Genomic DNA, 25,511 nt, shown 5'->3' with positions numbered 1-25,511 from the left:
CGCCGCGGCAGGGAACAACCGGGCGGGGCCGGCGCCGCCGGCCCCGCCCGTCCGTCAGAAGATCAGCTGCAGTTGGTCAGCTTGGCGACATCGAGAGTCGGGGCCGCCTGGCCGCTCTTGCCCAGCGTGTTGTCCCACGCCGCCTTGTACGAGCCGTCGGCCGCGGCCGCCTTCAGGATGTCGTTGATCTTGTTACAGCCCGCGGTGTCGTCCTTCTTGAGGCCGACGCCGTACGGCTCCTCGCTGAACTTCTTGCCGACGACCTTGAACTTGCCGGCGTACTGGTCCTGGGAGGCGTAGCCCGCCAGGATGATGTCGTCGGTGGTGACCGCGTCGACCTGACCGCCGGCCAGCGCCGTCACGCACTTGGAGTACGCGTCGAACTGCTGGAGCTTGGCGTCCTTGTACTCGGTCTGGATCCGCTTGGCCGGCGTGGAGCCGGAGACGGAGCAGACCTTCTTGCCGGCCAGCGACTCCGGGCCGGTGATCGTCGACGCGGTCGGCACGAGCAGGTCCTGACCGGCGATGTAGTACGGGCCGCCGAAGTTGACGACCTTCTTGCGCTCGTCGTTGATCGTGTACGTCGCCACGACCATGTCGACCTGGCCCTGCTGGAGGAAGGGCTCACGGTTGGACGACACCGTGGTCTTGTACTCGATGCCGGTCTCCGGCACGCCGAGGCCCTTCGCGATGATCTTCGCGATCTCGACGTCGAAGCCGGTGTACGTGCCACCGGTCTGCAGGCCCAGGCCGGGCTGGTCGGCCTTGACGCCGAACACGAGCTTGCCGCCGGCCGCCTTGCCGATGATGCCGCTGGCCTTGGCGTCGGAACCCGACCCGCTGTCGTCGCCGCCACATGCCGCGGCGGCCATCGCCAGGGCGAACGCCCCGACCACTGCCGTCATTCGGGTGATGCGCATCGTCCCGCTCCTCTGACTTAGAACTGCGAATTGCTGGAAACTGGAGAACATTGTCGAACCTGCACACACAACGCAGAGGGGGTATCCGCTGTGGACATTCAGTGGGTGAGGATCTTCGAGAGGAAGTCCCGGGCGCGCTCGCTCTTCGGGTTGTCGAAGAACTCGGCCGGGGGCGCCGACTCGACGAGCTGACCGTCGGCCATGAAGACCACCCGGTTGGCGGCGTGTCGCGCGAAACCCATCTCGTGGGTGACCACGACCATCGTCATGCCGTCCCGGGCGAGCGAGGTCATCACGTCGAGCACCTCGCCGACCATCTCGGGGTCGAGCGCGCTGGTCGGCTCGTCGAAGAGCAGGGCCTTGGGCTGCATGGCCAGCGCCCGCGCGATGGCGACGCGCTGCTGCTGACCGCCGGAGAGCTGCGCCGGGTACTTCTCCGCCTGGCTGGCGATGCCGACCCGGTCGAGCAGGGCCATGGCGCGCTCGCGGACCACCGCCGGCTTCTCGCCGCGGACCTTGACCGGGCCCAGCATGACGTTCTGCAGGATGGTCTTGTGCGCGAAGAGGTTGAACGACTGGAAGACCATGCCGACCTCGCTGCGCAGCCGGGCCAGCGCCTTGCCCTCGGCCGGCAGCGTCTGCCCGTCGAAGGTGATCGTGCCGGAGTTGATCGGCTCGAGCCGGTTGATCGCCCGGCACAGCGTCGACTTACCGGACCCGGACGGTCCGATCACGACGACCACCTCGCCACGGTCGACCGACAGGCTGACATCCTGCAGGACGTGCAAGGGGCCGAAGTACTTGTTGACGCCGTCGAGAACGATGAGAGGCTCGCTTGTCGGCACCGTCGGACCACCGTCCCGTCGTTGGGTTCACTCGGATGGGGTCACTCTATGGGCGCGGTTGTATCGGTTCACGCCGAGATTGGTCACGGAGCGGTAACTGTGCAGGTGTACGGCCGAAGGGATGTCCACGATGAGCGGTATGGCTGACGCCGATCCGACAGACGGTCTGTGGAGCTGGTGTGTCGCGGAACGCCTGGATGCGGCATTGGTCCGGGACGCTCTGTCAGGGGCGTTGCAACGGCCGGTGACGACCTTGGACGTTCCGGTCGACGGCGCGGTGCTGTGCGACGTCTGGCACGTCGGCGGCGACTTCCCGACGGCGATCGAGTGCTTCCTGGCCCCGGGCGAGCTCACCGAGGCGACCATCGCCAGCGCCGTCGCGGTCCGGCTCGGCGCCGACCTGCTGCTGCCCGACGACACCCTCAACCCCACCAGGTACGTGCTGGCCGAGCCGGACGGCACGCTACGGGCCGTGCACGTCGACGAGGTCGAGACGGACGACGGTACGGAGCGCCGGCACGTCCGCCCCTGCACGGGCTCCGACCCGGCCTGTGCCCGCGGCCCCGGGTGCAGCCGTTCGCGGTACAAGCCGGTCCCGACGCCGGAGCGACCCGCGGCGGCCTAGGGACTACCCTGGTCAATTGCCATGACTACCGAGACTTCTCCCGCCGCCGCCCGCACCTATGACGTGCGCACCTACGGCTGCCAGATGAACGTGCACGACAGCGAGCGCATCTCCGGTCTGCTGGAGGGCGCCGGCTACGTGCGGGCCGCGGACGCCGACGCGGCTGACGTGGTCGTCTTCAACACCTGCGCGGTACGGGAGAACGCCGACAACCGCCTCTACGGCAACCTCGGCCACCTGCGCCCGACCAAGCTGAAGAACCCCGACATGCAGATCGCCGTCGGCGGCTGCCTGGCCCAGAAGGACCGCGGCGACATCGTCAAGCGCGCGCCCTGGGTGGACGTGGTCTTCGGCACGCACAACATCGGCTCGCTGCCGGTGCTGCTGGAACGCGCCCGGCACAACCAGGACGCCGAGGTCGAGATCCTCGAGTCGCTCGAGGTCTTCCCGTCGACGCTGCCGACACGCCGCGAGTCGACCTACGCCGGCTGGGTGTCGATCTCGGTGGGCTGCAACAACACCTGCACCTTCTGCATCGTGCCGTCGCTGCGCGGCAAGGAGAAGGACCGCCGCCCCGGCGACGTGCTGGCCGAGGTCGAGGCCCTGGTCGCCGAGGGCGTGCTCGAGGTCACCCTGCTGGGCCAGAACGTGAACTCGTACGGGGTGGAGTTCGGTGACCGGCTCGCGTTCGGCAAGCTGCTGCGCGCCTGCGGCGGGGTCGAGGGCCTGGAGCGGGTCCGCTTCACCAGCCCGCACCCGAAGGACTTCACCGACGACGTGATCGCCGCGATGGCCGAGACGCCGAACGTCTGCCACTCGCTGCACATGCCGCTGCAGTCCGGCTCCGACGACGTGCTCAAGGCGATGCGCCGCAGCTACCGCTCGGAGAAGTACCTCGGCATCATCGACAAGGTCCGCGCCGCGATGCCGGACGCCGCGATCACCACCGACATCATCGTCGGCTTCCCCGGCGAGACCGAGGACGACTTCGAGCGCACCCTCGACGTGGTCTGTCAGGCCCGCTTCTCCAGCGCCTTCACCTTCCAGTATTCGAAGCGCCCGGGCACCCCGGCCGCGACGATGGCCGACCAGCTGCCCAAGCAGGTCGTCCAGCAGCGCTACGAGCGGCTGATCACCACGCTCGAGGACATCACCTGGGCGGAGAACAAGAAGCAGGTCGGTCGCGAGGTCGAGGTCCTGGTCGCGACCGGCGAGGGCCGCAAGGACGAGCGCACCGGCCGGATGAGCGGCCGGGCCCGGGACGGCCGGCTGGTGCACTTCGCCACCGGCGAGCTGACCGGCATCCGGCCCGGCGACATCGTCAGCACCGAGATCACGTACGCGGCCCCGCACCACCTGAACGCCGACGGCGCGCCGCTGAGTCACCGCCGCACCCGCGCCGGCGACGCGCACGAGGCCGGCCGGGCCCCGCGCACCGCCGGGGTGACGCTGGGCCTGCCGACCGTGGGCATCCCGGCGCCGCTGCCGGCGACCACCGGTGGCTGCGCGCTCTAAAGCCTCAAGAAGCACCGCCTCCGGCCGATCCGGGAGCCGTGGTTCTGCGCTGGTACGCCGTGATCTCCTTCGCCCTGGTGGCGGGGTATCCGGTGCTGTCGTACGACGCCCGCACGGTCCCGTTCCTGCTGGTCACCCTGGGGGCCATCCCGGCGGTGCTGGTCGGGGTCCGGCGCAGCCCGCGCACCGCCCGGCTGCCCTGGTGGCTGCTGCTGGCCGGCCTGGTGGTGTTCAACCTCGGCAACTGCGCCTGGCTCTGGGTGGTCTACGCGCAGGGACGGATCAGCGGTGACGGCTCCCTGGCGGACGTGTTGTTCAGCCTGGCCAACCTGCTGATGTTCGCCGGGGCGATGGTCGTGGTGTTGCGGCGCGGCCGGCGGGACATCGGCGGTGTCATCGACTCGGCCATCACCGCGCTGGCCCTCGGCGGCCTGCTCTGGGACACCGTACTGCTGCCGCAGCTGACCGCCACCGACGTGCCGATGGGCCGGCAGGGCGCGCTGTTCGTCAACGTGCTGGTGATGGCCGGCACGCTCGGCGCGCTGCTACGGGTCTCACTGGTGGCCGGCGGCCGGCTGCCCGCCCTGTGGATGCTGGCCGCGGGTATGGCGGCGGGGCTGGTCGGCAACGTCGCCGCGGCTATGACCATCGATCCGGTCAGCGGCGTCCGGGCCGACTGGACCAACATGCCGTTCCTGGTGGCGTACGCCCTGCTCGGCTGCGCGGCCCTGCACCCCTCGTCGGCGCTGACCCTGCAGCCGGGCCGGCCGCCGGACGACGACCTGTCGGCGACCCGGCTGGCCTTTCTGGGGGTCATGACGGCCCTGATCCCCGTGGTCGGGGGCGGCCGGGTGGTGTTCGGCCTGGAGAGCGACGGGCTGCTCATCGCGGTCGGGTCGGCCGCGGTGATCCCGCTGGTCATGATCCGGATCGCGCGGCTGGCCGGTCAGCGCCGCCGCGCGGAGCAGGCGCTGCGCCGGATGGCCACTCACGACGCCCTGACCGGCCTGCCGAACCGGGCGGCCTGCCTGGAACGGCTCGAGACCGAGCTGGCCGACCCGCGCCCCGACCACCCGGCCGGGCTGGCCGTGCTCTTCACCGACCTCGACGGCTTCAAACCGGTCAACGACCGGCTCGGCCACGCGGCCGGCGACGAGCTGCTGATCGCGGTGGCCGGCCGGCTGCGCGGCTGCGTACGCGAGCACGACCTGGTCAGCCGGTTCGGCGGGGACGAGTTCGTGGTGGTGTGCCGCGACACCGATCCCCGGGCCGCCGTGGACGCGATCTGCGTCCGGATCCGCGAGATGGTCGAGCAGCCGCTGACCGTGGGCGGCGAGTCCGTCCGGATCGGCCTCAGCGTCGGCGTGGCCTTCGCCGGCCCGGCCGCCACCACCGACGACCTGATCGGCCGGGCCGACCTCGCCATGTACGCCGCCAAGCAGTCCAAGTCGATCGGCACCCTCAGCCTCGTGCTGGCCTGATCACCAGGGCACCGGCCCCTCGTCGTTGAAGAAGCCGCCGGTCGGTCCGTCCGAGCCCAGCGTCGCGAGCCGGACCACGATCGCCGCTCCCTGCTGCGGCGTACGGGGCGCCCGGTGGTCGGTGAAGTCGGTGGCGACCCAGCCGGGATCTGCCGCGTTCACCAGCACCCCCTCCTTGCGCAGCTCCTTCGCGTACTGCACGGTCAGCGAGTTGAGGGCGGTCTTGGACGGCACGTACGCGGCACTCGGCGGCATCTGCGCCAGGAACCCGTCCGGGTCGCTCATCGCGGCCAGCGAGCCGACGCCGCTGGACATGTTGACGATGCGGGGAGCGCCGGACCGGCGCAGCAGCGGCAGCATCGCGTTCGTCACGGTCAGTACGCCGATGACGTTGACGTCGAACACCGCGCGGAACACCGCCGGGTCGACGCTGCTCGGCGCCTGCGTGAGGCCGCCGCTGATGCCCGCGTTGTTCACCAGCACGTCGAGCCGGCCGAACCGCTCCTCGACGGTCGCGGCCGCCGCCCGGGCCGTCGCCGGGTCGGTCACGTCGAGAGCGATCGGGTGCACATCGACATGGCCCGCGTCCCGCAGCGCCGCGACGGCTCGCTCCCGGCGCTGCTCGTCGCGGGCGCCCAGGAACACCGTCATGCCGCGCTCCGCGAGCTGCGCGACGATCTCGTAGCCGATGCCTTTGTTCGCCCCGGTCACCAGGGCGATGGTCTGTTCCGTCATGCCTCCAGCGCACCATCGCGGCCCGGTGCGCGGGAATGACCGATGGGGTCTCGGGCGATACCGTGGCGGTATGGAGCGGCTGGAGACGCGTGAGCTGTCCTATTTCGTCGCGGTGGCCGAGGAGCTGCACTTCGGCCGGGCGGCGCAGCGCCTGGGCATCGCCCAGCCCCCGCTGTCCCGGGCGATCAAGCAGCTCGAGCGCCGGCTGGGCGTGGTGCTCTTCGAGCGCGACAGCCGTCAGGTGACGCTCACCGAGGCCGGCGCGGTGTTCCTGCACGAGGGCCGCAAGGCGCTGGACGCGGTCGCGGCCTCGGTGCGCCGCACCCAGCGGGCCGGTCAGCCGGTCCGCAAGCTGGTGCTGGTGATGAAGCCGAACACCGACGGCGGTCTGCTGGGCGACATCCTGGCTGCCTACGCGTCCGAGCCGGAATCGGTCGGTGTCGAGGTGCTGATGTGCGGGATCGGCGAGCAGGCGCGGCTGCTGCGCGAGGGACAGGCCGACGCCGCGCTGCTGCATCACCCGTTCGACGACACCAGCGGCTTCGACGTCGAGGAGCTGCGGGTCGAGGGTCAGGTGGCGGTCGTGCCCCGCGGGCACCGGCTGGCCGGGCGCGGCAGCATCCGGCTCGCCGACCTGGCCGGGGAGGTGCTGCCCCGCTGGCCCGGCATGCCCGCGGACGCCGCGACCGGCCCGGTGGTGCACGAGGCCGCCCAGCTGCTCCAGCTCATCGCCCTCGGGCAGACGATCGCCGTGCTGCCCGAGTCGGCCGGTGACGAGCTGCGCAGCGAGCTCGTCTGCGTGCCGGTCAGCGACGCCGTCCCGATCGTGTCGATGCTGGCCTGGCCCGAGCGCAGCACATCACGGTCGCTGGCCGCGTTCGTCCGGGTGGCGGCCGACATCGCCGCCAAGCACCGTCAGAGCGAGTCCACCTTCGCGCCGGTGCGCCCGGCCCGGTCCACACCCCAGTCGTAGAGCGCCTGCAGCACCGGCGCGAGAGTGCGGCCCTCGTCGGTCAGGTCGTATTCCACGTGCGGCGGCACGGTGCCCAGGTCACGCCGGGTGATCAGGCCGTCGGCCTCCAGCTCGCGCAGCCGCTGGCTGAGCATCTTCTCGCTGATGCCCGGCGTGCGGCGGCGCAGCTCACCGTAGCGGTGCACACCCTCCTTGAGATGGGAGAGCAGCACCGTGCGCCAGCGGCCGCCGATCACGTCGACGGTCAGCTCGACCGGGCAGGAGTAGCGCTTGGGCACGCACCATTATGTGCGTTCTTGTGGCCGGTTGCGGGCCCGTGGTGGGCTGGGCGCCATGGCTGAGACACCGACGCTCTACGAGTGGGCCGGCGGCACCGACGCGTTCGTCCGGCTGACCACGGCTTTCTACGCCCGGGTCACCGACGACGAACTGCTCGGGCCGCTCTTCGCCCGGATGGACCCCGAGCACTTCCGGTACGTCGCCCTGTGGCTGGCCGAGGTCTTCGGCGGGCCGGCCGTCTACACCGAGGAGCACGGCGGCTACTCGCACATGGTGAGTCAGCACCTCGGCATGGCGATCACCGAACCGCAGCGGCGCCGCTGGATCGAGCTGATCCAGGACGCCGCCGACGAGGCCGGGCTGCCCGACGACCCGGAGTTCCGGGCGGCGTTCCTGGGCTACCTGGAGTGGGGGACCCGGCTGGCCAAGCAGAATTCCCAGCCCGGGGCCGACGTCGTGCAGCAGGCGCCGGTGCCGCACTGGGGCTGGGGAGTGGCGCCGCCGTACCTGCCGGGCTGAGCGATATCCGGTTGCCGCGGCCGCGATGATGGTCGGGTGTTCAGCTTCGCCGATGTCACCAGAGCCCGGTCCGTGGTCCACCAGCACCTGCCGCCCACGCCGGCGCGTTCCTATCCCGCGCTCGACGCGGCGGTCGGTGCTTCCGTCCTGGTCAAGCACGAGAATCTGCAACCGGTCGGGGCGTTCAAGGTACGCGGTGGCCTGACGCTGCTCGCCGCCATGTCGGAGCAGGACCGGGCCCGCGGCACGGTCAGCTACTCCACCGGCAACCACGCGCGGTCCCTGGCGTACGCCAGCCGGGCCTACGGCGCGCCGTGCACCGTGGTGATGCCGGCGACGGCCGCTCCGGCCAAGGCGAAGGCCATCGAGGAGCTGGACGCGCAGGTCGTGCTGCACGGCGACGACCTCGAGGCGGCGCAGCACCACGCCGAGAAGCTGGCCGGTCAGTCCGGCGCGCGGCTGGTCAGCCCGGGCGACACGCCGGAGCTGCTCGCCGGGGTGGGCACGCTCTACCTGGAGATCTTCGAGGCCCATCCGGACCTGGACGCGATCCTGGTCCCGGTCGGCAGCGGGACGGGTGCGAGCGCCGCCACGGTGGTCGCCCGCGAACTGGCCCCCGGCTGCCGCGTCATCGGCGTGCAGTCAACCGAGTCGCGGGCCGCGTACGACTCGTGGCGGTCCGGTGAGCTGGAGAAGCGCCCGAACCGTACCCGGGTCGCCGGGCTGGCCACGGGTCGCGGCTACGCCCTGCCGCAGAGTGTCATGCGGGCCGGCCTGGCCGACTTCCTGCTGGTCACCGACGACGAGATCGCCGCAGCCCAGCGCCTGCTGGCCACGACGGCAGACACCGTCGCCGAGGGCGCGGGCGCGGCTGCCCTGGCCGGCCTGCTGAGCCGCCCGGAGCTGTTCGCCGGCAACCGCGTGGCAATCGTCTGCACCGGCGGCAACGCCGACGAGGCCGAGCTGGCGATGCTGGGCTGAGCGCAACAAGAGCACACAGCAAGAGTCCCGCCGGTCAGCCCGGATCACAGTGATCTGCTGGCGGCGGGACTCTGTGCGCGTACCGGAAAGGTTCTATCCGGCTTGTTCGGCGAGGGAGAGGAACTGGCGCTTGGACGCCAGGGCCTGCTCGGCCTCCTTGATCCGCTTGGCGTCGCCCGCGGCCTGGGCCCGGGCCAGCCGCTGCTCGGCCTCGGCGACCTGCTCACGCATCTGCTGGAGCAGCGGGTTGTCCTGCGGCGTGGTCTTGCGCCACGCCGAGTCCATCGCGACCCGGATGCGCTCCTCGGCGGTCCGCCAGCGGCGGTCCAGCGACGCGGTCGACTCGCGGGGCACCCGGCCGGCGTCGTGCCAGGCCGCCTGGGCGTCCCGGAGCTTGTTCTGGGCGCCGCGCGGGTCCGCGTCGACGTCCAGCGCCTCGATCTCGGCCAGGATGGCCTGCTTCTTCTCCAGGTTGCCCTGGTATTCGGCGTCGCGGGCCGAGAAGACCTCGCTGCGCCGGGTGAAGAAGGCGTCCTGGGCGGCCCGGAAGCGTTCCCAGAGGCGCTGCTCGGCCTCCTTGGCGGCGCGGGGAGCGGCCTTCCACTCGTTCATCAGGTCCTTGAGCCGGTTGGCCGTGGTCGACCACTCGGTCGAGTCGGCCAGGGTCTCGGCCTCCTTGACCAGCTCTTCCTTCGCTGTCTGGGCCTGCTTGCGCTGACCGTCCAGGGTGGCGAAGTGCGCGCCGCGGCGGCGGGTGAAGCCGTCCCGGGCGGCCGCGAAGCGCTTCCACAGCTCGCCGTCGGTCTTCTTGTCGACGCCGCGGATGGTCTTCCACTCGTCGAGGATCTCCTTGAGCCGGTCGCCCGCGCTCTTCCACCCGGTCGACTCGGCGGCGATCGTCTCCGCCTCCTCGACCAGGGCGGTCTTGCGCGCCAGGGCCTCGCCCCGGGCCACCTCGCGGGCGGCCTTGGCCTCGCCGGCCTTCTCCTCGGCGACCGCGGTCAGCCGGTCGAGGCGGGCGGCGAGCCCGTCGATGTCGCCGACCACGTGTGCCTCACCGAGGCTCGCACGGATCCGCTTCACGCTGGTCAGCGAGTGTGCGGCGTCCGCGGCGCCGGACTTGAGCCGGGCCTCGATGAGGTCGACCTCGGTCACCAGATCCGCGAACCGCCGGGCGAAGTGGGCCAGGCCCTCCTCGGGTGTGCCCGCCTGCCACGAGCCGACCACGCGGTCGCCCTCGGCCGTCTTCACATACACGGTGCCGTCGGCATCCACGCGCCCGAAGGCCGTCCAGTCGTTCATGAGCCCACCCTCGTTCTCCCGGCTGCACGGGCCTCGCTGCCCGCGACCGCCGCCATAGCGCAGTCGAATGCCATCATTCCATCGGCATTCTTTCTCGCGCATTGTCACAGGTCCAACCCGGTTCCGGGGAAGCGCCCGCGAACGACCGTGACCAGCCCGTTACGGTGGCTCCGTGCCATTGCTCCCAGGTTCGCCGGTGATCGCGGTCGTCGGGCCCACCGCGGCCGGGAAATCCGCCCTCAGCATCGCGCTCGCCCACGCCCTCGGCGGCGAGGTGGTCAACGCCGACTCGATGCAGCTCTACCGCGGGATGGACATCGGCACCGCCAAACTGACCGTTGACGAGCGGGAAGGCGTCCCGCACCACGTGCTGGACGTCTGGGACGTGCGGGAGCCGGCGAGTGTCGCGGCCTACCAGGAGCTGGCGCGCGCGGCCGTCGACGACATCCTCGCCCGGGGCAGAGTGCCGCTGCTTGTGGGCGGCTCCGGGCTGTATGTCCGGGCTGTTTTGGAAGAGTTCGAATTTCCCGGCACGGATCCCGCCATTCGGGAGCGGCTGGAGCGGGAGCTCGCCGCGGTGGGACCGGCGCCGCTGCACGAGCGGCTGCGGACGCTCGACGAGCCGGCCGCCACCAAGATCCTTCCGTCCAACGGGCGGCGCATCGTCCGGGCCCTTGAAGTGATCGAGCTGACCGGTGCACCCTTCACCGCCTCGCTGCCGGCGCCGACGCCGCACTACCCGTCGGTGCAGCTCGGTGTCGACCGCGAGGCCGAGGTCCTCGACCAGCGGATCGCCGACCGGGTCGACCTGATGTGGGCGGCCGGCCTGCTCGACGAGGTACGCGGCCTCGACGGGCTGCGCGAGGGCCGCACGGCGAGCCGGGCCCTGGGCTACCAGCAGGCGCTGGCCCAGCTCGACGGCGAGTTCACCCAGGAGCAGGCGGTCGAGGAGACCGTCCGGGCCACCCGGCGCTTCGTGCGCCGCCAGCGCTCGTGGTTCCGCCGCGACCCGCGGATCACCTGGCTCGACGGCGCGTCACCGACCCTGACGGAGGACGCGTTGGCGGCCTGCGCGGCGGCTGCGCGATGATGGACCGCGTGTTGTTCACCAAGGGCCATGGCACCGGCAACGACTTCGTCATCCTCGGCGACCCGGACGGGGCGCTGGAGCTGACACCTGCGCTGGTCGCGGCGCTGTGCGACCGGCACCGCGGCATCGGCGCCGACGGCGTGCTGCGCGTCGTGCGCAGCGCCAAGCACCCGGACGGCGCGGGTTTCGCCGCCGACGCCGAGTGGTTCATGGACTACTGGAACGCCGACGGCTCGCTGGCCGAGATGTGCGGCAACGGCGTCCGCGTCTTCTCCCGCTACCTGCTGGCCAACGGCCTGGCCACCCCCGGCCCCGAGGGCCTGCCGGTGGCGACGCGGGCCGGCGTCGTGCGCGCGGCGGTCGAGGCGGACATCATCTCCGTCCACATGGGCGCCCCCAAGGTGTACGCGGCCAGCACGGCCACCGTCGGCCCGCTGACCTTCCCCGGTATCGCCGTGAACTGCGGCAACCCGCACCTGGTCTGCGGCCTGCACGACAGCCTGCCGCTCTCCTCGCTGGACCTGCACGTGCCGCCCGGCTTCGACCCGGCGCTTTTCCCGTCCGGGGTGAACGTGGAGTTCACCACCCCGGGCACGCCGGTGGAGGGTGCCGACCTGCACGTGCACATGCGGGTCTACGAACGCGGCTCGGCCGAGACGCTGTCCTGCGGTTCCGGGGCCCTCGCGGTCGGCGCGGTGGCACTGCGCGACGCCGGGCTGAGCGAGGGCGTCGTTGCGGTGGATCTGCCGGGTGGCCGGCTGACCGTCACCCGTCGCGGTGACTCCTGGTGGCTGGCGGGTCCGGCCGTGCTGGTCGCCACGGGCGAGGTGGACCCGGCGGCCCTCGTCTGATGGCGGGGCTGCACCGGGTGGCGCACCGGGGCTATTCGGCCGTCGCGCCCGAGAACACCCTGCCCGCCCTGGCCGCCGGGGTCCGGGCCGGCGCGACGCTGATCGAGTTCGACGTGCGGACCACGGCCGACGGCGTGCCCGTGGTGATCCACGACCGTACGGTGGACCGCACCACGGGCGGCACCGGCCACGTCTGGGAGTTGACCCTCGACGAGATCTCGGCGCTGGACGCGGGATCCTGGTTCTCCCCGGCGTACGCGGGGATCCGGATCCCGCTGCTGCGTGAGGTCATCGACCTGCTGCGCCCGCACGCAGTGGGTGTCACGCCGGACGCCGCGCCGCCGATCGAGCTGCTGCTGGAGATCAAGCCGCCGGCCACCCCGGAGCAGGTGAAGGTCATCCTGGGCCAGGTCACGGAGGCCGGCCTGCTGGACCGCACGGTGGTGCAGAGCTTCGACCCGGATGTCGTCCGGCTGGCCGGCGAGGTCGCCCCCGACGTACGCCTCGGGCTGCTGCGGCACGGCTTCGACGACGAGCAGGTGCGGTTCGCCCAAGAGCTCCGGCTCAGTTACGTGAACCCGAATCTGCGCGCGGTGCTGGCCGCCCCGCCGACGGTCGCCGCGCTCGCCGAGGCGGGCGTCGGGGTCATGCCCTGGACGCCGAACGACATGTCGCTCTGGCCCGCCCTGATCGAGGCCGGGGTCGCCGGCCTGATCAACGACCGCACCGGCGAGCTGACCGGCTGGATGGTCGCCCGCGGCCTGGCCTGACCGCGCGGCCCGGCTTCTTCCGGGCCGCGCCTGTCCGCCGGTGCTGTCAGAAGGTTTCTTCGGGGGCCTGCTCCAGCTCGACCTCGGGCACCGCCGCCGGGTTGACCGGGGCGGGGGAGCCCTTGACCACCGCGCGGATCGCCGCGGCCACCGCCGGGGTCACCCGCGCGTCGAAGACGCTCGGCACGATCACCGTCGGGTTGAGTTTGTCCTCGCCGACCACGTTGGCGATGGCCATCGCCGCGGCCAGCGCCATCTCCTCGGTGAACGCCTCGGCGCTGACGTCGAGCATGCCGCGGAACACGCCCGGGAACGCCAGCACGTTGTTGATCTGGTTCGGCTGGTCCGAGCGGCCGGTCGCGACCACCGCGGCGTGCTGGCGGGCCTCCCGCGGGTCCACCTCGGGATCCGGGTTGGCCAGCGCGAAGACGATCGATTTCTCCGCCATCTTGGCGATGTCGTCCCCGGTCAGCAGGTTCGGCGCGCTGACCCCGATGAACACGTCGGCGCCGACGATCGCGCCCTTCAGGTCCCCGCTGTAGTTGTCCTTGTTGGTGTGCTCGGTCAGCCACTGCCAGGTCGGGTTCAGGTCGTCCATGCCGCGGTGCAGGGCGCCCCGGCGGTCGTACGCGATGATGTCGCCCACGCCCTGGCGCAGCAGCAGCTTCATGATCGCCGTGCCCGCCGCCCCGGCCCCGGAGACGACGACCTTGACGTCGGCCAGGTTCTTGCCGACCACCCGCAGCGCGTTGGTGAGCGCGGCCAGCACGCAGATCGCGGTGCCGTGCTGATCGTCGTGGAAGACCGGGATGTCCAGCAGCTCGCGCAGCCGCGTCTCGATCTCGAAGCACCGCGGCGCCGCGATGTCCTCCAGGTTGATCCCGCCGTACGCCGGGGCGATCGCCTTGACGATGGCCACGATCTCGTCGGTGTCCTGGGTGTCGAGCACGACCGGCCACGCGTCCACGCCGCCGAACCGCTTGAACAGAGCGGCCTTGCCCTCCATCACGGGCATCGCGGCGGCCGGGCCGATGTTGCCCAGGCCCAGCACCGCCGAGCCGTCGCTGACCACGGCGACCGTGTTGCGCTTGATGGTGAGCCGGCGCGCGTCGGCCGGGTTCTCCGCGATGGCCATGCACACCCGCGCCACACCCGGCGTGTACGCCCGCGACAGCTCGTCCCGGTTGCGCAGCGCGACCTTGGAGTTGACCTCGATCTTGCCGCCGAGATGCAGCAGGAAGGTGCGGTCGGAGACCTTGCGGACGTCGACGCCGTCCTGCTCCTCGAGGTTCTTGACGACCTGGTCGGCGTGGCTGGAGTCGGCGGTGTCGCAGGTGAGGTCGACGAGCACCCGGGTGGGGTCGGAGTCCACCACGTCGAGGGCCGTCACGATCGCGCCGGCCTCGCCGACGCAGGTGGTGAGCCGGCCGATGGACGAGGCATCGGCGGTCACGGCGATTCGGATCGTGATCGAGAATCCTGCGCTGGGCAGGCGGGTGGTCACCACGGTGTTCCCTCCGTCGTTGGCGGGTGCGTACCCGCATTCTTGCGCTTCGGGAATACCGGCCACCAATCCGGTGGTTACTGAAGAGTCAGACACTCCTGCGACAACGCCCCGCCGGGTTAAGTGGATGCGCGGACCCGTCCGCCGTGCCACCATCGGCGGAGGAGGTCACCTTTTGCGTACTGAGGTATTCGAACCCGACGTCACCACCGGTGAGCTGGAGCTCGAGGAGCGCCGTTCGCTGCGCCGGGTCGCCGGTCTCTCCACCGAACTCACCGACATCACCGAGGTCGAGTACCGCCAGCTGCGACTCGAACGGGTCGTCCTGGTCGGCGTCTGGACCGGCGGCAGCAGCGACGACGCGGAGAACTCGCTCATCGAGCTCGCCGCGCTGGCCGAGACGGCCGGCTCCGAGGTGCTCGAGGGGCTGATCCAGCGCCGCAGCCAGCCCGACTCGGCCACCTTCATCGGCCGCGGCAAGGTCGACGAGCTGCGCGACGTGGTCATCGCCACCGGCGCGGACACGGTCATCTGCGACGGCGAGCTCTCGCCCTCGCAGCTGCGCAAGCTCGAGGAGCAGGTCAAGGTCAAGGTCGTCGACCGCACCATGCTGATCCTGGACATCTTCGCCCAGCACGCGAAGAGCAAGGAAGGCAAGGCGCAGGTCGAGCTGGCCCAGCTGCAGTACCTGCTGCCCCGCCTGCGCGGCTGGGGTGACTCGCTGTCCCGTCAGGGCGGCGGCGCGGGCGGTGGTTCCGGCGGCGGCGTCGGCACCCGTGGTCCCGGTGAAACCAAGATCGAGACGGACCGGCGGCGGATCAACACCCGCATCTCGAAGCTCAAGCGCGAGATCAAGGGCCTGCGGACGGTACGCCAGACGAAGCGCGCCAAGCGCACCAACAGCGGCGTGCCCGCGGTGGCGATCGCCGGCTACACCAACGCCGGCAAGTCCAGCCTGCTCAACCGCCTCACCTCGGCGGGCGTGCTGGTCGAGGACGCGCTGTTCGCGACGCTCGACCCGACCACCCGCCGGACCGCGGCCGAGGACGGGCGCGTGTTCACCATCTCCGACACGGTCGGCTTCGTCCGGCACCTGCCGCACCACATCGTCGAGGCGTTCCGCTCGACGCTGGAGGAAGTGGCGTACTCGGACCTGATCGTGCACGTGGTGGACGGCGCGCACCCGGACCCCGAGGGTCAGGTGTCGGCGGTCCGCGAGGTCCTCGGCGAGGTGGGTGCGGACCGCATCCCCGAGCTGCTGGTCGTCAACAAGATGGACGCGGCCGACGAGGAGACGATCCTGCGGCTCAAGCGGGCCTGGCCGGACGCCGTGTTCGTGTCGGCGCGCTCGGGGCTGGGCATCGACGAGCTGCACTCGGCGATCGCCCAGCGGCTGCCGCGCCCGGCGAAGGACATGCGGGTGCTGCTGCCGTACGACCGGGGTGACCTGGTCGCCCGGATCCACCGCGGCGGGCAGGTGCTCGACACCCGGCACACCGAGCAGGGCACGGAGCTGAAGGTACGGGTCGGCGAGCAGCTCGCCGCCGAGCTGGAGAACTTCGTCGCACCTTAGCTCCGGCTTAAGCGGCACCCCCGCTGAGCAGGGTTGATCCACGCGTAACACCGGCACGAGACGCCGCATGCGACACTGATCGGATGCGGCGTCTCGTGTTCCCGGCCATCCTCGCCTCGGGGCTGGTGATGATGGGGGCCGTGCCCGCCTCAGCCGAGCCCGCTCCGACGGTGACCTCGGCCAAGGCAGCGGCCGGCAAGAAGATCTGTAAGATCACCGATCCCGCTTTGTCGGAGCTCTCGGGGATCGTGGCCACCAAGAACGGCTTCGTCGTGGTAAACGACGGCGTCGACGAGGCCGCCAAGCGCAAGGTCTTCTTCCTCGACGACGACTGCAAGATCACCGACAGGGTCGACTTCCCGTCACGCCCGCTCGACACCGAGGACCTGACCCTGTCCCCGGACGGCGACACGCTGTGGATCGCGGACATCGGCGACAACAGCGCCCGCGACGGCAAGGGCGACACCCGCCGCACGATCGGTCTCTGGTCGATGCCGGTGAGCGGCAAGAAAGAGCCGAAGATCCACCGCCTGGCCTACCCGAACGGCGACAAGCACGACGCCGAGGCCCTGCTGTTCAACGGTGACGGCACGCCGATCATCGTGACCAAGGAAGTCTCCGGCAAGACGCAGCTCTACACGCCGACGGCCGCACTGAAGGTGAACAACGAAGAGGGCGTACCGCTGAAGAAGGCGGGCGAGATCGAGCTGCCGAGCAGCGACACCCCCGGCATCCCGATCGCCCGGCTGGCCCAGACCACGGTCACGGGTGGTGCGGTGGCGCCGGGCGGCGGCAAGGTCACCTTGCGGACCTACCTGGACGCGTACGAGTGGGATGTCGCCGACGGCGACGTGCTCGGATCGCTGAAGAACAAGCCCCGCAAGACGCCCCTACCGAACGAACCCTTCGGCGAAGCGATTACGTACAGCGCCGACGGCAAAACGTTCTACACGGTGTCGGACATGGGCTCGGGCGCCGACCCGGAAGCGGCCAACTACATCCTGGGCTACACACCCGCGACAAAAATCGTGGAAGCGAAAACCGACGCGGCAGCGGCAGAAAAGAACGACGGCGCATCCTGGTTCGCCGACCTCAGCCTGACCGACATCACCTACCTGATCGGCGGCGTAGGCGTCCTCGGCGCCCTCCTGGTCGGCGCGGGCGTCATCGGCATCATGCAATCCCGCAAGAAGCGCAAGCTCGAACCGGCGATGAAAAACCCGGACCCGAACGCCGACCCCGATCCGTTGGACGCAAAAACGGAACTGCTCTCGGTCGGCGGTCCGGCCCAGCGCCCGGGCGTGTACGGCGGAAACCGCCCACCGGCCGGAGCACCGTCGGGTCCTGGCGTATACGGCGCCAAGCCTCCCGCGGCTGCCCCGGCGAAGAGCAACGGCGTTTATGGCGGCGGTCGGCCGCCGCAGGGTGGTCAGCCTGCTGGTCGTCCCGGTCAGGGCGGTCAGCCCGGGGGTCGTCCTGCTGCTGGTCGTCCCGGTGTGCCGCCGGCTGGTCCGGGGCAGCCTGGTGCTCGGCCGGCTCAGCCTGGCGGTCGTCCCGCTCAGCCCGGTGGTCGCCCGGCTCAGCCTGGTGCACGGCCTGCTCAGCCTGGCGGTCGCCCGGCTCAGCCCGGTGGTCGCCCGGCTCAGCCTGGTGGTCGGCCTGCTCAGCCCGGTGCCCGGCCCGCCCAGCCCGGGCCTCGCCCGGGGCAGGGTGGTCAGCCGGCGGTGCGTCCCGGTCAGCCGCCCGCACGCCCGGCCCAGCAGCCCGGCGGTCGCCCGGGCCAAGGGGGTGGCAGACCTGGTGGTGGGGTCTACGGCGCGCCGCCTCCACCCCCGCCTCCGCCGTCGACCGGTGGCCGGCCTCAGGGTGGGGGACCGCAGCGGCCTTCTGGGTCTCAAGGACAGGGCGGCAACCCACAGGGTGGCCGGCGCCCGGGTCGGCCGGACGACGGTCGGCAGGCCAACGGGATGAACAACTACGCGAACCTGAACGGGACCCAGCGGCGGCCGGAAGGCCGGTTCGACAATCCGGGGTACGGCCGCAGCCCGCGCGGCTACTGACGTCGCGGTCGGTTCGCCCTCAGCTCTGTCAGGCCGATGTTGCCGCCTTCGGGTGGGCGGCATCGGCCTGTCGCTTTCCACGGCGAAGGACTTGGCGCCAGCAGCGGCTGGGCTTTAATCCGTTTGCCCAGCCGATTCGGCGGCCCAGCCGATTCGACGGCGCAGCCGATTCGACGGCCCAGCAGACACTGCGGCCGAGCGGACCGCCGCACCGCTTCGTTGATTTCTCCTCGCCAGCGCCGGGCCGGCGGTGTAGGCGTTGACGCCGCGCATGGGCATTCGGCGGCCTTAGCCGGCCCGGCGGCTCAGCCGGCCTTGTCGAAACGCCCGCCCACTCGCGGGCCCGCCGACTCTGGCCAATCCGCCCGGCCGGCTCGCCCGGCGCCAATCCGCAGGGCCGGCTCGCCCGGCGCCAATCCGCCCGGCCGGCTCGCCCGGCGCCAATCCGCCCGGCCGGCCCGCCCGGCCCCGGCCCGCCCGGCCCCGGCCCGCCCGGCCCCGGCCCGCCCGGCCCCGGCCCGCCCAGCCCGGCCCGCCCGGCGCCGGCCCGGTGCACCCGGCCGCCCCTCGGCGAACCGTCAGACTCGCCGGAGAACAGCGACCACGCGACCCATCACCGTAGCGTCATCCCCCGGAATCGGGTCGAACGCCGGATTAGCCGGCATCAACCACACATGCCCGTCCCGCTGCCGGTAGCTCTTGACCGTCGCCTCGCCGTCGATCATCGCCGCCACGATGTCACCCACGTTCGCTGTCGGTTGCTGGCGGACCACCACCCAGTCCCCGTTGCAGATGGCCGCGTCGATCATCGAGTCGCCCTTGACCTCGAGCATGAAGACGTCGCCTTCGCCGACCAGTTCGCGGGGGAGCGGGAAGAACTCCTCCACCGCCTGCTCGGCCAGGATCGGTCCACCGGCCGCGATCCGGCCCAGCAGCGGCACGTACGCCGGGGTCGGCCGCGCGGACCGCAGCGCCTCGTCGTCGACCATCTCGCTGGGCGCGCGCACGTCCACCGCGCGCGGCCTGTTCGGGTCGCGGCGCAGGAAGCCTTTCTTTTCCAGCTCCTTCAGCTGGTAGGCCACGCTCGACGGCGACACCAGACCCACAGCCTCGCCGATCTCGCGGACGCTCGGCGGGTATCCGTAGCGTTCCACCCAGTCGCGGATGAACTCGAGGATCCGGCGCTGGCGTGCGGTCAGGTCCGCGGTGACCAGATCGGGGAACTGGCTGACCACCGGCGTCACGCTGCGCAGCTGCGGCGCGTCACCGCTGCGGGCCCGGGACGGCGTGCGCCGGCGCATCGCCGCCTTCGTATTGGCGGCCTCTGGCTTCGAGTCGTTCTGGTGTTGCCGGCTCGTCCGGTCGTCGGTCGACACGTTGGCCCTCCCTGTCGGCCAGTGCCTCATCGGCACGTGGTGCGCTCGCGGAGCCGGACATTCGCCCGTGGGGATGGACTTGTGCCCGGCTGACCCCTCTTGACCGAGAACCGTAACTGCGGGGTACGACATATTCAAACATCTGTACGACTTTCTCGCGGCGTGTCGCTCGGAAGTGCTCGACTTCCGTACGTCTGTTCTGATAGACCGTCGTACGGGCGTTCGATCGAACGCTTGTCCGAGGGACGTATGCGGAGAAAGGAATATGCCGTGGTGGTCACTGGTATGCGGCGGGTCGATGAGCCGGCCCCGTTGCGGTTGACCCGGCGGGGTCGCGTCGTCGTGCTGGCCTTCTTCATTCTTCTCGCGTCTCTCGCGAGCGCCGTGTTGTGGACCACAGCTTCCCGGGCCGAGAATCCCCCGTCCGGTCCGGCGCCCACCGTCGTGGTCCAGTCCGACGACACGCTGTGGGACATCGCCGCCCGCACCGACCCGGTCCGTAGCCCGCATGCCGTGGTGGCCGAGATCCGCCGGCTCAACGGTCTGGGTGACGAGGAGATCGCCATCCACGCCGGTGACACTCTGGTGGTTCCCCGGACGCGTTGATCCACAGCGTTGATCATGTTGTTCCGGTGCTGGCCGTGACCGGTGCGGCACCCCTCGTGTTGAGGTAGAAAAAGCGGCGCGCCGACGCGCCGGTGAACTTGCATCGACGTCCGCAGCGGCATAACGTCAACCCCAACATCTAGTAGTTACAAGGGTGTAAGTCATCCACAGGTTGGGGTCGGGCAACCCCGTCATCCACAGGTTCGTCCACAGCTACGAAGCGGGTCTCACCGCTTTCGCGGCTGTCATTCGGCGTGCCTGGACGACGGTTCCGCGACGGCTCCGGCGACCTGGGTGGCAGCGCCCGGCGACAGGGGGATCTCGGTGCGGTGTCCGTATTGCCGGCACGCCGACTCACGTGTGGTCGACTCGCGTGAGGCCGACGACGGTCAGCTGATTCGTCGTCGCCGGTCGTGCCCGGAGTGCGGCAAGCGCTTCACCACGGTCGAGGAGGCCGTGCTCGCGATCGTGAAGCGCAACGGCGTCACCGAGCCCTTCAGCCGGACCAAGATCATGAGCGGTGTCCGCAAGGCCTGTCAGGGCCGGCCCGTCGATGAGGACTCGATCGCGCTGCTCGCGCAGAAGGTCGAGGAGACCGTCCGGGCCAAGGGTGCGGCCGAGGTGCCCAGCCACGACGTGGGTCTGGCGATCCTGTCGCCGCTGCGGGAGCTCGACCAGGTCGCCTATCTGCGCTTCGCGAGCGTCTACAAGTCCTTCGACTCGCTCGAGGACTTCGAACGTGAGCTCGCCGATCTGCGCGAGGCGGCGGCGGGAGCCCGGCACACGGTGCCCGCCCGGCCCAGTGGTGGACGTCCGGCCAAATGGACGGAAACCCGTACCAAATAAGCCTTTTATCCAAGGCATGGCGACAGCCGTGCCCGAATGTCGGCAAGCGGATCGCGGTGGGGAAGCTGCGATCTATCGAGGGGGAGCACGAAATGGCCGGTGACGGTATGACAGCAGGCAGGCAGCGCAGTCGCGCGAGCAACGGGGGCGCCGCGGTCGGGGGGCTGCGGATCGAGCGCGTCTGGACGACCGAGGGCGTCCACCCGTACGACGAGGTGGAGTGGGAGCGCCGCGACGTCGTCATGACGAACTGGCGGGACGGCTCGATCAACTTCGAGCAGCGCGGGGTCGAGTACCCCACCACCTGGAGCGTCAACGCGGCCAACATCGTCACCACCAAGTACTTCCGGGGTGCGGTCGGCACGGAAACCCGCGAGTGGTCGCTCAAGCAGCTGATCGACCGGGTCGTCAAGACCTACCGCAAGGCGGGCGAGGACCACGGCTACTTCGCCGACCCGGGCGACGCGGAGATCTTCGAGCACGAGCTGACCTGGATGCTGCTGCACCAGGTGTTCAGCTTCAACTCGCCGGTCTGGTTCAACGTCGGCACCGCCTCGCCGCAGCAGGTCAGCGCCTGCTTCATCCTGTCCGTGGACGACTCGATGGACTCGATCCTGGACTGGTACAAGGAGGAGGGGCTGATCTTCAAGGGCGGCTCCGGCTCCGGCGTCAACCTCTCCCGCATCCGCTCCTCCAAGGAGCTGCTCTCCTCCGGCGGCACGGCCAGCGGCCCGGTCAGCTTCATGCGCGGCGCCGACGCCAGCGCCGGCACGATCAAGTCCGGCGGCGCCACCCGCCGCGCGGCCAAGATGGTGATCCTGGACGTCGACCACCCCGACATCGAGGAGTTCGTCACCACCAAGGCCCGCGAGGAGGACAAGATCCGGGCCCTGCGCGACGCCGGGTTCGACATGGACCTCGGCGGCAGCGACATCGTCTCGGTGCAGTACCAGAACGCCAACAACTCGGTCCGGGTCAGCGACGAGTTCATGCGCGCGGTCGAGGAGGGCACGACCTTCGACCTCCGCGGGCGGATGAACGGCGAGACGATCGAGAGCATCGACGCCAAGAAGCTGTTCACCGAGATCGCCAAGGCCGCCTGGGAGTGCGCCGACCCCGGCCTGCAGTACGACGACACGATCAACGACTGGCACACCAACCCGGAGACCGGCCGCATCACCGCGTCCAACCCGTGTTCGGAGTACATGTCGCTGGACGACTCGTCCTGCAACCTGGCCTCGCTCAACCTGATGAAGTTCCTCAAGGCCGACGGCGGCTTCGAGATCGAGAAGTTCGTCAAGAGCGTCGAGTTCGTTATCACCGCGATGGACATCTCGATCTGCTTCGCAGACTTCCCGACCCAGAAGATCGGCGAGACCACGCGGGCCTACCGCCAGCTCGGCATCGGGTACGCGAACCTGGGCGCCCTGCTGATGGCGACCGGCCACCCGTACGACTCGGAGTCGGGCCGCAGTGTCGCCGCCGCCATCACCTCGCTGATGACCGGCACGGCGTACCGCCGCTCGGCCGAGGTCGCCGGCGTCGTCGGCGCGTACGACGGGTACGCCCGCAACGCCGACGCCCACAAGCGCGTCATGCGCAAGCACGCCGCGGCCAACGACGAGATCCGTCCCTCGGGCACCGTCGCCACCGCGATCGTCCGGGAGGCCACCAAGCAGTGGCAGGCCGGCAACAAGATCGGTGACAAGAACGGCTGGCGCAACGCCCAGGCCTCCGTGCTCGCGCCGACCGGCACCATCGGCCTGATGATGGACTGCGACACCACCGGCGTCGAGCCCGACCTGGCCCTGGTCAAGTTCAAGAAGCTCGTCGGCGGCGGCTCGATGCAGATCGTCAACCAGACGGTCCCGCGCGCGCTGCGCAGCCTCGGCTACCCCGAGGAGCAGGTCGAGGCGATCGTCGAGCACATCGCCGACCACGGCATCGTGGTCGACGCCCCCGGCCTCAAGCCGGAGCACTACGCGGTCTTCGACTGCGCGATGGGCGAGCGGTCCATCGCCCCGATGGGCCACGTGCGGATGATGGCCGCGGTGCAGCCGTTCATCTCCGGCGCGATCTCCAAGACGATCAACATGCCGGAGTCGGCGACCGTCGAGGACATCGAGAACGTCCACTACCAGGGCTGGAAGCTCGGCCTCAAGGCGCTGGCGATCTACCGCGACAACTGCAAGGTGGGCCAGCCGCTGTCGGCGGCCAAGCCGAAGGTGACCGCCGAGACGCCGGCCGCCGAGGTGGAGCCGGTCGTGGAGAAGGTCGTCGAGTACCGCCCGGTCCGCAAGCGCCTGCCGAAGAAGCGCCCGTCGGAGACGGTCTCCTTCTCGGTCGGCGGCGCCGAGGGCTACCTCACCGCGTCGTCCTACCCGGACGACGGCCTCGGCGAGGTCTTCCTGAAGATGTCGAAGCAGGGCTCGACCCTGGCCGGCGTCATGGACGCCTTCTCGGTGGCGATCTCGATAGGGCTGCAGTACGGCGTCCCGCTCGAGACGTTCGTCAGCAAGTTCACGAATATGCGCTTCGAGCCGGCCGGCATGACCGACGACCCGGACGTCCGCATGGCCGCCTCGGTGATGGACTACATCTTCCGTCGCCTGGCCCTGGACTTCCTGTCCTACGACGCCCGCGCCGAGCTGGGCATCTTCACCGCCAAGGAGCGCGCGGCGCAGATCCAGGCCGAAGCCGCGGCCGAGGCCTCGGGCGTCGACCTGGCGGGCATGGCGGCGTCCGCGCCGGTCTCCGCCCCGGTCGGTGCCGCATCGTCCCCGACAGCGACGGTCCCCGCGGCCGACGCCGAGAAGAGCGCGCCGTCCCCGGTGGGCTCCTCGACGGAGCTGCTCGAGGTGGTCCTGGGCACGTCGGCCGACGCACCGCTGTGCTTCACCTGCGGCACAAAGATGCGCCCGGCCGGCAGCTGCTACGTCTGCGAGGGCTGCGGCTCGACCTCGGGCTGCAGCTGATCTCGAGGCAATGAGTTAGGCAGAAGGGAGCCGGACCTCGCGGTCCGGCTCCCTTCCGCTGTGGCGCAGCTACTGTCTGGGTGTCCAGTGCGGGTCGCGGCCGGTCAGCCCCAGCATCCGGTCCAGCACCGGCGCCGTCCGCGGCACCGGCACCTCCTCCCCGTACGCCTGCATCTCCCGCCCCAGCTCCGCCGTCTTCGCCACCTCCTCGTACAGGAAGTCCAGCAGCGTCTCGTCCCAGCTGACCGGCTGGCCGGTGGCCCGGGCCAGGTCCCAGCCGTGCACGACGACCTCGCCGATCGCCATCGCGCCGATCATCCGGGCCGGCAGTTCGTGCGGGCCGCCCATCGTGGTCATGCCCTGCCACGCGTCCGGCACCGACCAGGCCTCCACGAGCATCTCGAGCTGCCGTTCCACCGGGTCGCCGCCCGGTCGTGGCTCGCCGTCGGATTGCCGGCTGGCCCGGGCCAGGCTCGGCCCCCAGTGCACCAAATGGTCGATCAGGCCCCGGACGTCGTACTCCGTACACGGTGTCGGGGCGGTGAGCTGGTCGGGCCGGATGCCCCGCAGGACGGCCACCGTCGGGGGAGCCGCCAGGGCGATGAGTTCGTGTTCCCGCATGAGCGCCGACGATAGGCGCCGCGCGCGCCGCCGTCTTGAAAAAACGCGACGCTAGGCTGCGGTCATGGTCCGGGATGCGCGCGAGCTGCGCGGCGCGTGGGCCACCTTCCAACGCCACTGGTACGGCGTCCCGGCCGCGGATCTGTCCCCTTTCGTCGCCGGCTACTGGGCCGCGGAGTGGGACCTGTGCGGGCAGCAGCCGTACCAGCAGAAGATCGTCCCGTACCCGAACGTGCAGTTGACCTTCCGCGACGGTGACGCGGTCGTCCGCGGCCCGGAGCGCGGGCATGTCGTCCGGGTGCTCGAAGGCCGCGGCCGGGTCTTCGGGGTGACCTTCCGCCCGGGCTGCTTCCGCCCGTTCCTGGGCGCGAGTGTCGCCACGATCACCGGCCGCACACTCCCGGCCGCGGCCGTGTTCGGCCCTGACCTGCCGAGGGGCTGGCAGACGGAGGCCGTGTCCGGCCCTGACCTGCAGCTGGGCCAGCAGAAGGAGGCCGTGTTCGGCTCTGACCTGCCGCCGGGCCGGCACGCGGAGGCCGTGTCCGGCCCTGACCTGCAGCAGGAGGTCGAGGAGTTCTTGCGGGCGCGGCTGCCGGCGCCGGATCCGTTGGCCGAGCAGGCCGCGGCCATCGTGGCCCTGGTGCAGGCCGAGCCGCAGCTCACCCGGGTCGACGCGCTCGCGGCCCGGGCCGGGATCGGGGTGCGCCGGCTGCAGCGGCTGTTCGCCGAGTATGTCGGCCTCGGCCCGAAGTGGGTGATCCGCCGCTACCGGCTGCACGAGGTCGGGGAGCGGCTCGCGTCCGGGGTGGACATCGACTGGGTGCGGCTCGCCGTCGAACTGGGCTACGCCGACCAGGCGCACTTCGTCCGGGATTTCACGGCCATGGTCGGCGAGCCGCCCACCCGCTACGCCGAGCGCTACCCGGCCGCTGACGCCGGCCGCTGACCCCGGCCGCTGGCCACGGCCCGCTGACGCCGGCCCGCTGACCGGGCCGCTGACCCGGGCCGCTGACCCGGGCCGCTGACCCCGGCCCGCTGACGCCGGCCAGGCAGGCGTTGACAGC

Annotated in this window: 23 protein-coding genes; 15 read left to right on the top strand and 8 right to left on the bottom strand. The window is 71.0% G+C overall.

Features of this window, described 5'->3' with window-relative positions:
- Window positions 1–62: 62 nt before the first annotated feature.
- Both ACQP2Y_RS39100 and ACQP2Y_RS39095 read right to left on the bottom strand, forming a co-directional pair.
- Window positions 63–920: a glutamate ABC transporter substrate-binding protein gene (locus tag ACQP2Y_RS39100; protein ID WP_433721401.1), complete on the bottom strand. Its 858-nt coding sequence runs from the start codon at window positions 918–920 to the stop codon at window positions 63–65.
- A gap of 98 nt (window positions 921–1,018) precedes the next feature.
- On the bottom strand, window positions 1,019–1,765 hold the full coding sequence (locus ACQP2Y_RS39095) for an amino acid ABC transporter ATP-binding protein (protein WP_360549691.1): 747 nt from the start codon (window positions 1,763–1,765) through the stop codon (window positions 1,019–1,021).
- Window positions 1,766–1,904: 139 nt separating this feature from the next.
- Between ACQP2Y_RS39095 and ACQP2Y_RS39090 the strand changes: the two genes are divergently transcribed.
- Genes ACQP2Y_RS39090 through ACQP2Y_RS39080 form a run of 3 tightly spaced genes read left to right on the top strand, consistent with a single transcriptional unit; the run spans window position 1,905 to window position 5,386 of the window.
- A complete protein-coding gene (locus ACQP2Y_RS39090) occupies window positions 1,905–2,390 on the top strand; it encodes a hypothetical protein (protein ID WP_433721400.1) in 486 nt (161 codons plus the stop codon).
- A 21-nt stretch (window positions 2,391–2,411) separates the two neighbouring features.
- The gene (gene miaB, locus ACQP2Y_RS39085) at window positions 2,412–3,905 is read left to right on the top strand and encodes a tRNA (N6-isopentenyl adenosine(37)-C2)-methylthiotransferase MiaB (RefSeq protein WP_433721399.1); all 1,494 of its coding nucleotides are present in this window, start codon (window positions 2,412–2,414) and stop codon (window positions 3,903–3,905) included.
- A 38-nt stretch (window positions 3,906–3,943) separates the two neighbouring features.
- Window positions 3,944–5,386: a diguanylate cyclase domain-containing protein gene (locus ACQP2Y_RS39080; protein WP_433721398.1), complete on the top strand. Its 1,443-nt coding sequence runs from the start codon at window positions 3,944–3,946 to the stop codon at window positions 5,384–5,386.
- On the opposite strand, the gene ACQP2Y_RS39075 is transcribed toward ACQP2Y_RS39080, so the two are convergent.
- Entirely contained in the window at window positions 5,387–6,121 is a 735-nt protein-coding gene (locus ACQP2Y_RS39075; protein ID WP_433721397.1) for an SDR family oxidoreductase, read from the bottom strand. It abuts the gene before it with no gap.
- A 79-nt stretch (window positions 6,122–6,200) separates the two neighbouring features.
- On the opposite strand from ACQP2Y_RS39075, the gene ACQP2Y_RS39070 reads away from it, so the two are divergent.
- A complete protein-coding gene (locus ACQP2Y_RS39070; protein ID WP_433732222.1) occupies window positions 6,201–7,094 on the top strand; it encodes a LysR family transcriptional regulator in 894 nt (297 codons plus the stop codon).
- Here ACQP2Y_RS39070 and ACQP2Y_RS39065 read toward each other — a convergent pair.
- Window positions 7,037–7,372, bottom strand: coding sequence for a winged helix-turn-helix transcriptional regulator (locus ACQP2Y_RS39065; RefSeq protein ID WP_360822524.1), 336 nt, complete (start codon window positions 7,370–7,372; stop codon window positions 7,037–7,039). The genes ACQP2Y_RS39070 and ACQP2Y_RS39065 overlap by 58 nt on opposite strands.
- Before the next feature lie 55 nt (window positions 7,373–7,427).
- Between ACQP2Y_RS39065 and ACQP2Y_RS39060 the strand changes: the two genes are divergently transcribed.
- The gene (locus ACQP2Y_RS39060) at window positions 7,428–7,892 is read left to right on the top strand and encodes a group II truncated hemoglobin (RefSeq protein ID WP_433721396.1); all 465 of its coding nucleotides are present in this window, start codon (window positions 7,428–7,430) and stop codon (window positions 7,890–7,892) included.
- Between the two features lie 36 nt (window positions 7,893–7,928).
- Entirely contained in the window at window positions 7,929–8,873 is a 945-nt protein-coding gene (locus ACQP2Y_RS39055) for a threonine ammonia-lyase (RefSeq protein WP_433721395.1), read from the top strand.
- 93 nt (window positions 8,874–8,966) lie between these two features.
- On the opposite strand, the gene ACQP2Y_RS39050 is transcribed toward ACQP2Y_RS39055, so the two are convergent.
- Window positions 8,967–10,175 carry a DUF349 domain-containing protein gene (locus ACQP2Y_RS39050; RefSeq protein WP_433721394.1) on the bottom strand — a complete coding sequence of 403 codons (1,209 nt, stop codon included), beginning with the start codon at window positions 10,173–10,175 and terminating at the stop codon, window positions 8,967–8,969.
- Window positions 10,176–10,353: 178 nt separating this feature from the next.
- On the opposite strand from ACQP2Y_RS39050, the gene miaA reads away from it, so the two are divergent.
- The 3 genes from miaA to ACQP2Y_RS39035 are packed head-to-tail and all read left to right on the top strand — an operon-like array spanning window position 10,354 to window position 12,886.
- The gene (gene miaA / locus ACQP2Y_RS39045) at window positions 10,354–11,265 is read left to right on the top strand and encodes a tRNA (adenosine(37)-N6)-dimethylallyltransferase MiaA (RefSeq protein ID WP_433732220.1); all 912 of its coding nucleotides are present in this window, start codon (window positions 10,354–10,356) and stop codon (window positions 11,263–11,265) included.
- A gap of 8 nt (window positions 11,266–11,273) precedes the next feature.
- On the top strand, window positions 11,274–12,116 hold the full coding sequence (gene dapF, locus ACQP2Y_RS39040; protein WP_433721393.1) for a diaminopimelate epimerase: 843 nt from the start codon (window positions 11,274–11,276) through the stop codon (window positions 12,114–12,116).
- A complete protein-coding gene (locus ACQP2Y_RS39035) occupies window positions 12,116–12,886 on the top strand; it encodes a glycerophosphodiester phosphodiesterase (RefSeq protein ID WP_433721392.1) in 771 nt (256 codons plus the stop codon). The genes dapF and ACQP2Y_RS39035 overlap by 1 nt, the downstream gene beginning before the upstream one ends.
- 46 nt (window positions 12,887–12,932) lie before the next feature.
- On the opposite strand, the gene ACQP2Y_RS39030 is transcribed toward ACQP2Y_RS39035, so the two are convergent.
- On the bottom strand, window positions 12,933–14,393 hold the full coding sequence (locus ACQP2Y_RS39030; protein ID WP_433721391.1) for an NAD-dependent malic enzyme: 1,461 nt from the start codon (window positions 14,391–14,393) through the stop codon (window positions 12,933–12,935).
- A gap of 172 nt (window positions 14,394–14,565) precedes the next feature.
- Here ACQP2Y_RS39030 and hflX point away from each other — a divergent pair, with 172 nt between their 5' ends.
- On the top strand, window positions 14,566–15,963 hold the full coding sequence (gene hflX / locus ACQP2Y_RS39025) for a GTPase HflX (protein WP_433721390.1): 1,398 nt from the start codon (window positions 14,566–14,568) through the stop codon (window positions 15,961–15,963).
- An 83-nt stretch (window positions 15,964–16,046) separates the two neighbouring features.
- Window positions 16,047–18,023, top strand: a complete 1,977-nt coding sequence (locus ACQP2Y_RS39020) for a hypothetical protein (RefSeq protein WP_433721389.1) — start codon at window positions 16,047–16,049, stop codon at window positions 18,021–18,023.
- 578 nt (window positions 18,024–18,601) lie between these two features.
- Here the strand turns inward: ACQP2Y_RS39020 and lexA are convergent.
- The gene (gene lexA / locus ACQP2Y_RS39015; RefSeq protein ID WP_433721388.1) at window positions 18,602–19,429 is read right to left on the bottom strand and encodes a transcriptional repressor LexA; all 828 of its coding nucleotides are present in this window, start codon (window positions 19,427–19,429) and stop codon (window positions 18,602–18,604) included.
- 240 nt (window positions 19,430–19,669) lie between these two features.
- Between lexA and ACQP2Y_RS39010 the strand changes: the two genes are divergently transcribed.
- The 3 genes from ACQP2Y_RS39010 to ACQP2Y_RS39000 all read left to right on the top strand — a co-directional run bounded on the left by ACQP2Y_RS39010 (window position 19,670) and on the right by ACQP2Y_RS39000 (window position 23,826).
- Window positions 19,670–20,005, top strand: a complete 336-nt coding sequence (locus ACQP2Y_RS39010; RefSeq protein ID WP_433721387.1) for a LysM peptidoglycan-binding domain-containing protein — start codon at window positions 19,670–19,672, stop codon at window positions 20,003–20,005.
- A 324-nt stretch (window positions 20,006–20,329) separates the two neighbouring features.
- Entirely contained in the window at window positions 20,330–20,851 is a 522-nt protein-coding gene (gene nrdR / locus ACQP2Y_RS39005; RefSeq protein WP_360549662.1) for a transcriptional regulator NrdR, read from the top strand.
- Window positions 20,852–20,943: 92 nt separating this feature from the next.
- Window positions 20,944–23,826 (top strand): vitamin B12-dependent ribonucleotide reductase, encoded by a 2,883-nt coding sequence (locus tag ACQP2Y_RS39000; protein ID WP_433721386.1) that lies wholly within the window; start codon window positions 20,944–20,946, stop codon window positions 23,824–23,826.
- 69 nt (window positions 23,827–23,895) lie between these two features.
- Here ACQP2Y_RS39000 and ACQP2Y_RS38995 read toward each other — a convergent pair whose 3' ends face one another.
- Complete coding sequence (locus ACQP2Y_RS38995) at window positions 23,896–24,447, bottom strand: TIGR03086 family metal-binding protein (protein ID WP_433721385.1); 552 nt, start codon at window positions 24,445–24,447, stop codon at window positions 23,896–23,898.
- A gap of 64 nt (window positions 24,448–24,511) precedes the next feature.
- On the opposite strand from ACQP2Y_RS38995, the gene ACQP2Y_RS38990 reads away from it, so the two are divergent.
- The gene (locus ACQP2Y_RS38990; RefSeq protein ID WP_433721384.1) at window positions 24,512–25,393 is read left to right on the top strand and encodes a helix-turn-helix domain-containing protein; all 882 of its coding nucleotides are present in this window, start codon (window positions 24,512–24,514) and stop codon (window positions 25,391–25,393) included.
- Window positions 25,394–25,511: the final 118 nt, after the last annotated feature.

The sequence above is a fragment of the Actinoplanes sp. CA-051413 genome, assembly GCF_050955795.1.
In the GTDB taxonomy this organism is placed as follows: domain Bacteria; phylum Actinomycetota; class Actinomycetes; order Mycobacteriales; family Micromonosporaceae; genus Actinoplanes.
Note: the sequence above shows the minus strand (reverse complement) of the source record. Positions and strands in the feature narration are given on the sequence as shown.